This window comes from Streptomyces sp. NPDC052036 (genome assembly GCF_040680495.1).
Taxonomy (GTDB): Bacteria; Actinomycetota; Actinomycetes; order Streptomycetales; family Streptomycetaceae; genus Streptomyces.
This window is the reverse complement of record NZ_JBFAWW010000017.1, coordinates 148,875-162,112: the sequence shown is the minus strand read 5'-3', so window position 1 is coordinate 162,112 and position 13,238 is coordinate 148,875. Positions and strand designations below refer to the sequence as shown.

At 71.6% G+C, this 13,238-nt stretch carries 10 protein-coding genes; all 10 read right to left on the bottom strand.

Annotated elements, in window-relative coordinates:
• Nucleotides 1–101 precede the first annotated feature (101 nt).
• Nucleotides 102–1,160: an FAD-dependent oxidoreductase gene (locus tag AB0L95_RS23775; protein ID WP_365164167.1), complete on the bottom strand. Its 1,059-nt coding sequence runs from the start codon at nucleotides 1,158–1,160 to the stop codon at nucleotides 102–104.
• A complete protein-coding gene (locus AB0L95_RS23770) occupies nucleotides 1,157–2,476 on the bottom strand; it encodes a SidA/IucD/PvdA family monooxygenase (protein WP_365164166.1) in 1,320 nt (439 codons plus the stop codon). Before AB0L95_RS23770 ends, AB0L95_RS23775 begins: the two co-directional genes overlap by 4 nt.
• 159 nt (nucleotides 2,477–2,635) lie before the next feature.
• Complete coding sequence (locus tag AB0L95_RS23765) at nucleotides 2,636–3,823, bottom strand: saccharopine dehydrogenase C-terminal domain-containing protein (protein WP_365164165.1); 1,188 nt, start codon at nucleotides 3,821–3,823, stop codon at nucleotides 2,636–2,638.
• Nucleotides 3,813–4,886: a saccharopine dehydrogenase gene (locus tag AB0L95_RS23760; RefSeq protein ID WP_365164164.1), complete on the bottom strand. Its 1,074-nt coding sequence runs from the start codon at nucleotides 4,884–4,886 to the stop codon at nucleotides 3,813–3,815. Before AB0L95_RS23760 ends, AB0L95_RS23765 begins: the two co-directional genes overlap by 11 nt.
• 139 nt (nucleotides 4,887–5,025) lie before the next feature.
• On the bottom strand, nucleotides 5,026–6,225 hold the full coding sequence (locus AB0L95_RS23755; RefSeq protein ID WP_365164162.1) for an acyl-CoA dehydrogenase family protein: 1,200 nt from the start codon (nucleotides 6,223–6,225) through the stop codon (nucleotides 5,026–5,028).
• Between the two features lie 130 nt (nucleotides 6,226–6,355).
• A complete protein-coding gene (locus AB0L95_RS23750) occupies nucleotides 6,356–8,212 on the bottom strand; it encodes an FAD/NAD(P)-binding protein (RefSeq protein ID WP_365164161.1) in 1,857 nt (618 codons plus the stop codon).
• 64 nt (nucleotides 8,213–8,276) lie between these two features.
• Complete coding sequence (locus tag AB0L95_RS23745; RefSeq protein WP_365164160.1) at nucleotides 8,277–8,480, bottom strand: acyl carrier protein; 204 nt, start codon at nucleotides 8,478–8,480, stop codon at nucleotides 8,277–8,279.
• 305 nt (nucleotides 8,481–8,785) lie between these two features.
• A complete protein-coding gene (locus AB0L95_RS23740) occupies nucleotides 8,786–9,946 on the bottom strand; it encodes a 2Fe-2S iron-sulfur cluster-binding protein (protein WP_365164159.1) in 1,161 nt (386 codons plus the stop codon).
• A gap of 23 nt (nucleotides 9,947–9,969) precedes the next feature.
• Entirely contained in the window at nucleotides 9,970–11,466 is a 1,497-nt protein-coding gene (locus tag AB0L95_RS23735; protein WP_365164158.1) for an NAD(P)/FAD-dependent oxidoreductase, read from the bottom strand.
• Between the two features lie 91 nt (nucleotides 11,467–11,557).
• Nucleotides 11,558–13,228 (bottom strand): AMP-binding protein, encoded by a 1,671-nt coding sequence (locus tag AB0L95_RS23730; protein WP_365164156.1) that lies wholly within the window; start codon nucleotides 13,226–13,228, stop codon nucleotides 11,558–11,560.
• Nucleotides 13,229–13,238 lie beyond the last annotated feature (10 nt).

Genomic DNA, 13,238 nt, shown 5'->3' with positions numbered 1-13,238 from the left:
GTCCGTTCCTTTCGGGAGGACGTTCCGAGGGCTCGGCAAGGCCATTCGGAAGACGCCCGGGAGGGCTTTCGAGAACCGGGAAGGCTTCGCGAAGGCGTGGGTCAGGCGGCGTGCTTGGACAGCAGGCGGACGCTCTCCGCGGCGATGGCCGGGGCGAGGCGGTAACCGGAGCCTCCGGCGGCACCCGCGAAGACCAGGCGCCCGTCCTCGGTGAGCGTGCGCACCAGCGGGCCGCCGCCCGGGTTGTAGGCATCGCAGAAGACCCGTCCGGACCGGATCCGGTCGGCCAGCCGGGGTGCGTAGCCGGCCAGCACCTCCACGGCCTCCGCCCGGTTGGCGGAGGTGAGACCGGGGTCGACGGTGTCGGGGTCCACGTCCCACTCCGCGCAGGTGTAGCTGAACAGCCAGTGGCCGCGCTGCCGGTACGGCAGCAGGAACGCGTCCTCGTCGTGGAAGACGATCGCGCCGTCGTCGTCGGAGGGGGCGTCCTCGATGTGCAGCGCCACGATCTTCTTCACCCGCGCCCCGAGCGGCGCCACGAGGTCGCGCCAGGCGGGGTGGGCGAGCCACGGCCCCGGAGCCAGTACCGCCTGTCGTGCGGTGAGCACGTCGCCGGTGCTCAGCGTCAGCCGGACGCCGTGCGCGTCCGGCTGAAGGCCGGTCACCGTCACTCCCTCACGGAACTCCGCGCGCGGGCGCAGTTCGGCGGCGAGGGCCTGGGTGAGGGCCTCCACGTCCGCGTACTGGCAGCCGTCCCCTGCCCAGGCCGCCACGCCCGCCGGCAGGCTGACGTCCGCCGACGGCACCTTGTCCACGCGCCGCAGGTTCGCCTCGGGCAGGTACACCTCGTCGAGCCGCGGCGCGGCCGACTGGGGCGCGACGACGGTCATCGCGAGCGGATGGATCGGCAGCTCGGGCCGCTGGGCGAGGAGCTGGGCGTAGTAGCGCTGGCTCTCGGCGGCCATCGCCCGCACCGACGGGGCGGCGCCGCGGGGGAAGTGCAGGCCCGCGGAGCGGCGGGACGCGCCGGAGCCCACCAGGTCGCGGTCCAGGACCGTCACCTCCGCGCCGGGGTCGGCGGCCAGCACCTCGTGCGCGATCAGGCAGCCGATCACTCCGGCACCGATCACGGCGATCGGTGTGCTCTGCGTCGGGCTCATGTGTCCCTCCCGGCCCGGGCGCCCATCTTGGTCGACCACTCGATGAACGACGGCAGTTGATCGTTGCTGGACACCTTGCCGAGCCGGTCCGCGATGCGCTGGCTGCGCCAGGCGTTCAGGCTCAGGTTGGGGTCGGCGAGGCCGCGCTGACCACGTGCCGCGTTCTGCACGAAGATCCGGCGGTCGTCCGGCCCGTCCCAGTGGACGGCGTAGTCCTCGTCGATGCGCAGTTCGTCGCCGTCGCGCTCCAGCCGGTCGGCGACGGGGTCGAGGAAGTCCATCCGGGTCGGCCGGAAGCCGGTCGCCCAGATCACGACGTCCGCCTCGAACAGTTCCACGGCCTCGCGGTCGTCGTTGTGGCGTGCGGTCACCTGCCATCCGCCGTACAGGCCGGTGGACACGTCGGTCACATCGCGGTTGGGGTACAGGCCCACCAGGTCGACGTTGCCCTCGACGAACCGGTGCATATAGGCGCGCTGGTAGATGTCGCGCAGGGTGCTCTCGGAGATGCCGTCGCTGGTGAGGACGTGCCGGTCGTTGAACGCCTGCCGGCTGTCGCGGTCGAGACTGAAGAAGTACTCGGCGTGCGAGGGCATGTAGTAGTCGTTGGTGAAGGGCGAGTCGTCGATCGGGAAGTAGTTGCCCCGACGGGAGATCCACGAGACCCGGCGCGGGAGGTCCTTGCTGGGCTGGGAGATCATGTCGAGGAAGGCCTCGGCGCCGGACTGTCCGCCGCCGATCACCACGACGCGCTTGCCGCCCAGGTTCTTGGCCTGGTTGAGGTACCCGCTGATGTGGAACTGGGTGGGCCCCAGGGCGCCTTGGACCTGCGGCGGGACCCAGGGCTCGCTGCCCACGCCGACGACCACGTTGTCCGCGGTGACGGTACGGCGGTCCGTGCGGACCGTGAACACCCCGTCGAAGCTGACCTCCCGGACGGCCTCGCCGAAGACGATGTTCTTGTTGCAACGGCTGGCCCACGCCAGGTAGTTGCGGAACTCGACCCGCGGCACGGCGTCGAACTGGGCGTTGAGGAAGTGGTACAGGCGGCCGTTGTCGTGGAGGTAGGACAGGAACGAGAACGGGTTGCGGGGGTCGGCCAGCGTCACCAGGTCCTTGAACAGGGAGACCTGCAAGGTGTTTCCGGGCAGCTGCTGACCGTCGTGCCAGCTGAAGGACTCCTTCCGGTCCAGGAACAGATTGGGCACGTCCGTCCGGCCGTGGAGCAGGGACGCGAGACTCAGGTTGGCCGGGCCTACGCCGACTCCCAGGCAGCGGTAGTGCGTCGGGCCGGAGCGAGTGGGCTCATGAGCCATGTGGGATCTCTCCTTGGGGCGGGTCGCCGCGCTCGATGGTGTGAAGGGGTTCACGTGCGATGCCCGGCGGACCGCCGAGCCCCCGCCGAGCGGCCGCCACCGCTCGGCGGGGGCTCGGCGACGCGATGCCGAGGGCTGCGTGCGGGCGGGCCACGGAGGTCATGGTTCGACTCCCGGGCCGGTGGGCGGGGTCTGGGTGTACGTCGTGGGCACGCCGTGGGCCGCGAGGAAACGCAGCCAGCGGGCGGCCTCGTCGGGGTCCTCGGCCGCACGGTTCAGACCGGCCGGCAGGACGCCGTCGAGGATGCGGGTCACACCATGGGCGAGCGGAAGCGCGACACAGAGGGCCATCGCGCTCTCGGTCTCGTCGCCCGTGAGGTCCAGCAGCTGGGATCCCTGCCACAGGGTGGCGCCGTGCGTGTCCTCGACGGTCAGGTCGACGGAGAGGACCACGCGGTCCCGGTCGGCCTCCGTGGTCGGGTAGCGGCCGGCCAGTTCTTTGGCCAGGGAGCGGATCCGGGTCTCGTCGTCGGTCAGGACGGTCTCGAAGACCTCGGTCCAGGCCGCGCGCCAGCCGGCGTTGCGCAGGGTGCCCCGGACGAAGGTGTCCAGGTGCCAGCCGTCGGGAACGCGGTACTGGGCGACGAACGGCAGGCTGTCCCGGTTCGGGTAGACCTCGAACGGCTCCCCGCCGAGGACCACGGTGCGGGTGGCCTCCCAGGGGTGGCGGACGGTGCGCCGCCGACCGCCGTCGATGTGGTGCGCGGGCGAGCGGAGCGCGGCCAGGACGCCGTAGGGCGCCCAGCTGAACCGGTAGCGGAAGTCGTTGGGTTCGGCGGGGATGCCGCCGCAGTACGAGGTGAAGGTGACGGACGCCGCCCGGTCACCGACCTCCTCGCGGGCCCGCTCGACCAGCAGATGGCTCATCAGGTGGTCGATGCCGGGGTCGAGCCCGGCCTCGGTCAGGACGGCCAGGCCGACCCCGGCCGCCACGGCCGCCTGCTCGTCGAGCGCCTCGGAGGTGTAGCTGGTGCAGGCGAAGTGGGCCCCCCGGTCGACGGCGAGCCGGAGCAGCGCCGGGTGCTCGGTCGCGGGCAGCATGGAGACGACCACGTCGCCGGGGCGCACATGGGCCTCCAGGGCGCCCGGTCGCAGGGCGCGGGCCTCGGCGCGGCCGGTGAGCCCGAGGGCCGCGAGCCGACGGTCGGCGCGTTCGGCGGTACGGTCCCACAGCAGCAGCCGCTCGGCGCGTTCGCACAGCAGTCCCAGGCCGCTGCGGCCGGTGGACAGCCCGGTGCCGATCCAGTGGACGACTCCGCTCGCGGGCACGATCCGGTCACCGGACACGGACGCCCTCCTCTCCGTCGGCACCGGCCGCTTCCCGGGCCACCGCCTCGCCGAACAGCCGCAGACAGCGGGACCAGGGCGAGGAGTCCGCGCCGAGTCCCGGCAGCTGGGGCCACAGTTCGGCGGAGAAGGACCGGCTGGCCTCGGCGGGCAGCAGGGAGGGCAGGTTGTCGAGGGCGATGAGGTCCAGCGGGCGTTCGCCCTCGCGCAGCCGCCGTACCGGATGCGTCCAGTCCGTGACCGCGTCGTAGACCGGCAGGACGTTGCAGTCGGAGCCGACGTCACAGGTCACGTCGACGACGACGGACAGGCGCCGCCCCGGCGCGTCGAGGTCCTCGGGGGTGAGGAACGGCCGCACCGGGCGGGTCACCAGCACGGTGTTGACCAGGATGTCGTGGTCGAGCAGGGCCTCCCGGTCCAGCGCGCGGGTCTCCGCCAGGTCCCAGCGGACCGGTTCGATCCCGGCGGTCTCCAGCGCGTCGCACGCTCCCCGGCCGCTGCGGCCCAGGGCGCCGATGACCAGAGCCGTTCCGCCGCCGCAGCCCTCCCGTAACAGGGTGTCCAGTTCGGTACGGTCCAGGGAGCGCAGCGGTGTCCGCAGGGCGCCGCGCCGGTGCAGGACCGCCAGTGCCGCACCCAGGTAGCCGGCCCAGTAGCCGAAGGCCGCGAGGCGCCGCCCGTCGTCGTCCGTGAGGTACTCCAGGTCGAGCAGCGCGCCGCCGCCCGACGTGAACCGGCCGAGCAGCTCCCGGGCACCCCGCTGGCCCTTGTAGGCGTGGCCGAAGTACACATGCCGATGCCGCAGCGGGCCCGGCAGCGGGGGTAACTCCTTCAGCCCCAGGACGTGATGGTCCTCGGGGGCCCGGGTCCAGCTGCCGGCCGGTGCGGTGGCGCAGCCCGCGCGGACGTACTCGGCGAGCGGGAAGACGCGCTGCGGCGACTCCTCCACGGTGATCGGTACGCCCTGGCTCACCAGGCGCGCGGCGTCGCGGGGCACCAGCGGCGCTCGGCGTTCGGTGGGGCGGCTCTCGTGCCGCAGCCACAGGCGGGGCAGGTCCGACATCAGTGCTGCTCCTCGAAGGGGGAACGTCCCCCGGCCCGGCGGACGCGGGCCGGATGGGCCGCTGTGCGGGTCGGGGTGGTCGAGCTGGTGCTCCTTGCGGGTGGACGGGATCCGGTGGCGGGCCCGGGGCGACGGGCCGTCATCCGGCGAGGGCGGCGCGCCGTACGTCCAGGGCGTCGGCGATGGCCAGGCGCAGCACGTCGGTGGCGCCCTCGTAGATGCGCAGTGAACGGATCTGCCGGTAGAGGCGTTCGGGCAGGCCGCTTCTGACCACTCCGGCGGCGCCGAAGAGCTGCACGGCCGCGTCGACGACGTCCTGGGCCGCCTCCGTGGCATGGACCTTGGCGATATGGGAGTGGCGGGCGTAGCCGCGGTTGCCGCGGTCGCAGTCCCAGGCCGCGCGCGCGACGAGCAGCTCGGCGGCGTTGATCTTGACCTCCATGTCGGCGAGCGAGCCCTTCACCAGCTGGAGGTCGAAGAGCGTGCCGCCGTAGGCGCCCCGGTTGCGGGTGTGGGCCAGCGCGGCGTCAGCGGCCCGGCGGGCGAAGCCGACGGCGGCGGCACCGACGGTCATCCGGAACCGGTCGAGCAGGTCGGCGGCGATGACGAAGCCGCGGCCCGGCCGGCCGAGCACGGCCTCGGCGGGCACCTGGCAGTCCTCGAAGGACAGATGGCCGAAGGAGCGGGGCGCGATGGCCTCCAGCCGTTCGCTCACCCGTACGCCGGGGGTGTCGGCGGGCACCAGGAAGGCCGTGAGGCCGAGGGGGCCCGGGCCGTCCCCGGTGCGGGCGATGACGACGAACAGGTCGGCGATGGTGGCGTGCGCGATCCACGCCTTGCCGCCGTTGAGGACGTAGCCGCCACCCTCGACACGCCGGGCGCTGAGTCCCACCGCCGCGAGGTCCGAGCCGGCCTCCTTCTCGGAGACGGCGAAGGCGCCGATGAGCGAGCCGTCGGCCATGCCGGGCAGATAGCGCTTGTGCTGTTCGGCGTCGCCGAACCGGATGATCGGCGTGGCGGACAGCGACTGGATGGAGTAGGCGAAGTCGGCGAGGTCCTCGGCGTAGGCGAGCGCCTCCCGGCCCAGGCACAGGGCACGCAGATCCCCGGGCAGACGGTGCGGTGCGGCCTCGGGGTCGAGCGGGGCGAGCCAGCCGTCCTCGCCGAGCAGGCCGACCAGGCGGCGCCCGGCCTCGTCCGGGTCCATCCGGCGCACGGCCTCCCAGAGCGGGCCGTGGCCGTCGCACCAGACGCCGATCTCCTCGGCGAAGCGGCGGTGTTCGTCGTCGTAGAAGGGGAGTGCGAGTGCCTCGGGGTCGAAGCTCGTGGTGATGTCCACTGGGGAACTCCGTGCGGGTGAGGACCAGGGCCGCGGGGCGGCCCGGCCGGTTCGGATGACCGGGTCGGGCGTCGGGCCGGCCGACGGGTCCGCGCCGGGGCAGCAGGGACCGGCGGGCCGGTGACGTCCGTCAGGGAGCCAGTGCCGCCCGGGCGATGGCGTCGGCGTCCTCGAGGATCACCGAGCCGACCCCGGGGCGGATGCCCGCGGCCGTCGCCCAGTGCACGAACTCGGTGGGCACCCCGTAGGCGAACCGGCGCGGATGGGGCACACCCTCGGCGTCCACCACCCGGTAGGGGCGGCGGGTGACGTCGAGTCCGCCGGTCTCGTAGGCACCCTCGGGATCCGGAATGCTGTGCGGCCGGCCCTGCCCGGTTCTGAGCAGGTGCCGCAGCAGCGGGTTGCCGCTGCGGCGCAGGTCCACGTCGGGGATGCGCGCCTCGATCAGCGTGGTGGCGCGTACCTCCGCGCCGGGTATGGCGTCGGAGCCGATGAGGAAGCCCTCCCCCAGGGGGTCAGGGCGGACCCGGGTGCGGGGGCCGACGACCTGGAGCACGCCGGCCTCGACGAGAGCGGTCATCTCCTCGATGCGGGACAGGGGCGGGCCGATGGACAGATACGCGTTGAGCGGTGTGAACCAGCCCACCACTTCGTCCCGGTAGGAGCTGCCGGTGATCCCGGTGTGGTCGATGGCGAGCCGGACCTCGTTGCGCAGGTCGCGCAGGACGTCCAGGGCAGCCTTGAGGGGATTGTCCACGTTGCCGCCCCGGGCCTGCCGGGCGTCCTCGCGCAGATGGTCCAGCAGCCAGCAGTTGAAGTCGGCGCGATCGGCGAACGCGCGCTGCCCCCAGGGGCGTTCGACGCGTTCCCAGTCCCACTCGTCGGCGGCGGTCACGCCGTAGCGGCGCAGCGCGGCCGTACGCCCGGACGCAGGGGAGGCCAGGTACTCGGCCAGGAACAGGTCGGCGGTGGCCCGGTCGGTGCGCTGCGCCACCAGCGCGCGGTAGTAGACGGTGCGCACCTCCGCGTCCAGCAGCGGCCAGACGTGCTGCCGGAAGGTCGCGTCGGACGTGGCGCGGATCCGGCTGACCGCGTCGAGGGTGAGGAAGAGCGGTTCGTGTCTGCCGGTCGGCCCCTTCTGGTTCTCCCCACGCGCCTGGTACGGCACTCCGCGGCGGGATCCCGCGTACAGCACGGGCTCCTGGCCGGAGGGGAGGTACTGCAGTCCGTCGGGGGTCGGTACGAACTTCCCGCCCCGGCCCTCGGTGAGCAGGGCGAGGACGTCGAAGAACGCCAGTCCGAGACCGCGCAGACCGACGACCTCTCCGGAGGCGATGCCGTCCAGGTCGAGGTCCGCGGGGTTGGCCGCGGGCAGGTAGCGCAGCCCGTGGCGGCCGGCGAACGCCGTGAGCCGACGCTCCTCGGCCGCGGGCACGTTGGGACCGTGTCCGAGGGACAGCACCACGACGTCCAGACCGGTCAGCCGGGTGCCGTCGTCGAGGGTGACGCACTGACCGGTCGCGTCCTCGTCCAGGGCGACGGCCGTGGCCGAGTGGACGACGATCCGGAGGGTGTCGGGGGCGGTGGCCACGAGGTGGGCGAAGACCCACTCCAGATAGCGCCCGTACTGTGCCCGGGAGGGGTAGTCGTCGGGCCCCAGCCGCTCCGCCCTCACCCAGTCCTTCGGGGTCCCGGCATCGGGCCGCTGGAGCCAGTCGTACAGGTTGGGGCCCGGCCGGATGGGCCCGGCGCACGGGACACTGTCGTCGGTGAACTGGCTGACCTGCGAGGTCACCGTGTTCATGAGCAGATGGGGGGACTGCCGGGTGCGCCACGTGCGTCCGGGCCCGGGCGGGCAGGGGTCGACCACGTGGACCGACAGCCGGCGCTCGCCGGTGTGGTTGGCACATAACCGCTCAAGGACCGCGAGGCCTCGCGGACCGGCGCCCACGACGCAGATCGTCCTGGTCGGCTGCGGCAAGGTCATATCTCCTTCCTTCGGTCCGCCCGAGCGAAACGAGCGCCGGGGCACGGTACGGTGGGGGCTTTTCTTACTTAGCCGCGGCGCGCCGCGCGGCTTCTTCGGCGAATTCACCGAAGGTCATCGTCGGCAGCTTTTCCATCTCCTCGTCGGAGAATTCAACGCCGTGGTTGTCGAGCTGCATCACGAGCTCCGCTATCGAGAGCGACTCCAATTCGAGGCCACCGTCGCCCAGCGGGGTTTCGTCGGTCACCGACTCCGTGTCGAAGTGCATGTCCCGGAGCGTGTCGATCATTACTTTCCGCAGGTCAGAGGACATACTGCAAACCTCCAGTCGAGGGTGTGGGGACACCACGGGGAACGCCTCGGCATATCGCCGGGCATAAAGGGAGATGAACTCCGGGAAGCTCCACAAGAGCTTGGGAAACACACGGTGAGAGATGGAGAATTTTCATCTCCTCCGGCCAGACCGACCGGTCGGCGTGCTGTCCCATCACATCACATTCCGGCGGGAACATGAAGGGGTGTGGAGCATTTTTTCGGACAGGTTACGACCGTCCGGAAAAGGACGGCAGAGTGCTAGAAATCGATTTCCAGGTCGGTGAGCGGATAGGCGACGCAGCAGTGCGCGAAGCCGAACTCGCGGTCGGAGGCGCGCAGTCGGGCCTCCTCCGCGTGGAACACCTCGCCGGAGCACACCCGTACGCGGCACAGCGCGCACTCCCCCGAGCGGCACGAGGCCTCCGGGCGCAGGCCGTTGTCCTCCAGCGCGTCGAGCAGCGGCCGGCCGCGCGGCACGCTGATGCTCCCCCGGCCCCGGACGGTGACGGTGACCTCCTCCTCCGGGTTAAGTTCCGCCGGCCAGCGGGGGTCGGCCGGCGGCGGCAGGGCGACGCTGTTGGCCTCCAGGCGGATCCGGCGCCGCGGATGCCCGAGCGCCTCCAACTGCCGTACGAGATAGGCGTACTTGCCCGGCGGCCCGCACAGATACGTCATCCGCCCGGCCAGCGGGCCGACCAGCCGGGAGATCAGCGCGCCGTCCAGCGGCCCGACCTCCCCCGTCCAGTGGGGACCGGGGTCGGAGATGACATGGTGCACCGAGAGGTCCGGGTGATCCCGTACCGCAGCATCCAGTTCGTCGCGGAAGATGATGTCGTCGGCACGCCGGGAGCCGTAGACCAGTGTCATACGGCGGGACAGGCCGTGGTCGACGATGTCCCGGATCATGCTCATGGCCGGTGCGACCCCGGAGCCGCCGGCGAGAAAGACGACGTCGTCCCCGTGGAACAGCGGGTCGTGGTAGAAGGTGCCGATAGGCCCGCCGCTGGTGAACCGGTCACCGGGCCGCACGGTGTCGATCAGGTGGTTGCTGACCCGCCCGCCCCGCAGCCGGCGCACGGTCAGATCGTAGTGGTCGAGCGTCGCGGGGCTGGAGGAGATGGACAGCGCACGGCTCGTCAGGACGTCGCCGACCCGTACGTGGAGGCTGATGTACTGGCCGGCGAGAAAGGAGGGCAGCGGCCGGCCGTCGGTGCGCCGCATCCGGAAGGTCTTCGTCGTCACGGTCTCCTCGACGACCTCCGCCACCGTCAGATCCAGGACCTTCGGGTGGTACGGCGTGATCTCCTCCCAGGCGTCGGCCGGATGGTCCGCACCCGCCGCGCCGCGCCGCTCGATCTCCGCGACGACCTCGTCCGCCCCCTCGAACAGGTGGGCCAACGGATTGGTGGACGTTGACATGTCTGACTCCGCTCGATGGTGCGTCACAGAACGGCCAGCAGCCGCCGGGACAGCCGGGCCGCCGTCACGATGGTCGAGTTGTAGCCGCCGGCCGTGACCCAGTTGCTGACCAGGACCAGTCCCGGGACGTTGGGCTTGAGGTCGTCCTCGTGGAACAGCCAGCTGTCCATGGCGTCCTGGTCGAAGCCGTAGATGGCGCCGCCGGGCTGGCTCAGATAGCGCTTGAAGGTCACCGGGGTGGCGATCTCGGCCTCCTCGATCACGTCCCGCACCCCGGGCGCGATGGCCTTCAGCAGGTCGAGCAGGGAGGCCGCGTACGCGGACTTCGCCTGCTGGTAGTCCCGCACCGGGACCGCCTCCCACGGGTCCGCGTACTGGATGGTGACCAGGTTGACCTGCGCGGCGCCGGGCGGCGCGAAGCCCGTCGGCCGGACGTCGTAGCAGCTGGCGAGCAGGAACGGGGCCGGCTCAAGCGACCGCATGCCACGGGCCACGGTCCGCTCGTCCAGGTCGGCCGTGAGGAAGTTGGTGGCCGTGGAGAAGCCGAGTTCCGCCGCGGTCGCGTCCAGGCCCAGATACAGCGCGGTGGCCGACGGCCCCATACGCCGGGAGCCCAGGTCCCGCAGGACGCCGGCCGGGACGTCCGCCGGGTCGAGCAGCCGGGTGTAGGTGGTGCTGGACGGCGCGTTGGAGACCACCAGCCGGCAGGAAACGGTCTCTCCGTCATCCAGGCGTACCCCTACGGCCCTGCCGCCGCGGGTGACGATCTTGTCGACGCTCGTGTTGAACCGGACCTCGCCGCCCGCCTCCAGGAAGGACTCCAGCATCGCGGAGGACAGGGCCTGGCTGCCGCCGACGATCTGGTACGGCTTGGTCTCGATGAACAGCGCGAGCAGCCGCGCCATGTCCATGAACGACATGCGGGAGGGCAGCTGGCCGTTGTAGCTCCAGTACGACGACAGCACGAACTTCAGGCGCTCGTCCGTGAAGAACTCGTCCAGCACCTCACGGAAGGTCCGCAGACCGTAGCGCCGTACGTCGGGCAGGCCGGACAGCCACTCCGTCTGCTCCTTCAGCCGGTGCAGATTGGCGCGGGCGGTCAGCTGCCACAGGCCGACGTCCCGGACGATCTCCAGGAAGCGGGTGAGCGCGCCGCGGTTGCCGGGGTAGTGGTTGTCGAGCACGTCCACCGCGCCTTGCCAGTCGGCGGGCAGTGTCACATCGAGCACGCCGGGCACGACCGTGCGGTACAACTCGTCGTCCTGGATGAGCCGCAGCCTGCGCGTCACGTCCATCTCGTCCAGTATTTCGCGCAGCGGGCCCGGGCCGCCCATGCCGCCCAGCTGGTGCAGCGACACCTCGAACTCGAAGCGGCCCCGGACGAACGAGGTGGCCGCGCCGCCCGGAACGTTGTGGCGCTCCACCAGCAACGTCCGCTGGCCGCCGCGTTGCAGCGTGGCCGCGGCGGCGAGCCCGGCGTTGCCCGCGCCGATGACGATCACGTCGTAGTCGACGCTCATTGCGATGTCTCCCTCCGGTGACCGCGATGGTCTTCGCTCCGGTGACCGGGAAGGCGGGCCGGCCGCCTCCCCGGTCGGGGCGCGGTGCCTGTCAGCACCCGCCGACGATGGACTTGGCCTTGTCGCGCACGATGCGCTTGAGCACCTTGCCGGTGATGCCGACCGGGATCGTGTCCTCGTCCACGACGACCGCGCTCGCCATCCCGGGCAGCCCGTACTTGGCCAGCGCCGCGTTCACCCAGGCGGTCGGGTCCTCGGGCGCCTTCGCCCCCTCGACGAGGTTGAGGAACACATGGGTCTCGGCCACCCCGTCGTCCTCCCAGCCGAACTTGACGCCCTCGGGGGCCATGCCGACCACCGTGCAGTCGCGGATCTCGGGGTACTCCCCGAGCAGCATCTCCTCGGTGTAGGCGCTGAACACGACGCCCGCCTCGGTGCGGATCGCGTCGGTGGTGCGGTCCAGGTGGTAGAAGTTGTTCGCGCCGTCGCGGTAGACGAGGTCGCCGGTGAGGAAGTAGCCGCCGAGCCACTGCTTGTGCCAGCGGACGTTGTCGTTCCAGAAGCCCGGGGTCAGCGACCGGGACCGCACGCCGAGGCGTCCGACCTGTCCGGGCGGCAGCACCGTGCCGTCCTCGGAGAGCGCGGCCGCCTGCGCGAAGCGCATCGGGCGTCCGATGCAGCGGCTGATGTTCTGGCCGCCGGCGCGGTGGGCGTAGTCGAACAGCACATAGCCCATCTCGGTGGAGCCGAACATGTCGATGAAGATGGCGCCGGGGGCCGTGTGCGGCTTCAGGTCGCGGCCCGTCACGGTGTGCGAGCCCTTCTCCAGCAGACGCTTGATGTGCACCAGGTGCGCGGCGTCCCCGGAGACGTAGTACGCCTCGACGCTCGTCAGGTCACGGCCCGCCAGGTCCTCGGCCGCCATCTCCGCGAAGGTGTGGGTGAAGCCGAACACGATGGTGGGGCGGTGCTTCTCGACGGCGTCCAGGACGGCGGGGCCGCTGGGGTCGGTCTGGTGCACCAGCGGGGCGCCGAGCGTCAGACCGAGCAGGGTGTTGGACATCGCCGACACATGGTGGCCGGGCAGCGCGAGCAGCCGCTTGCGGGTGCTGCAGTCCTGGCCGTCCTCCAGCCTGCTGAGCGCACCATGGAACAGCGTCTCGTGGGTGTGGAAGGCGGACTTGGGGATGCCGGTGGTGCCCGAGGAGTGGGAGATCAGGATCGGGTCCGTCGGGGTGTGGCGGAACGGATAGTTCTCCGGCCGCTGCGCCCGGTGCTCGGGGGTGATCTCGGACTGCAGGGCCACGAAACCCGGCGCGGGGTCGTCGTCGAGGTGCTGGAGCAGCTCCTTGTGCCAGGGCTCCCGGGTCATCACGCCGACCACCTGCTGGCGGCGGATGTACTCACGGCGCACGTCCACCGGCATGTTCGCGTTCACCAGGGACGCGATCGCACCGAGGCTCGTGAGCGCCATCAGGTTGAGGGCGAAGTCGGTGATGGAGGTGGACACGATGGCGACCGCGTCCTTCGCCCGCACTCCCGCCTGGTGGTAGAAGCCGGCATAGGTGGCCACGACCTCCTGCAACTCGCCGAGGGTCAGCACCTCCGGGTGGTCACCGGAGGGCGAGCGCCACGAGCCGTCCGTCCACAGCACCTGCTCGTCCAGGGACCGGCCGTACCCGGTGAGCCGGTGCAGCACGTTGCCCGCACCCAGAGCCCTGTCCGCGAGAATCTTCTGGCGGCGTTCCTCACTGATCATCATCTGGCTGTCT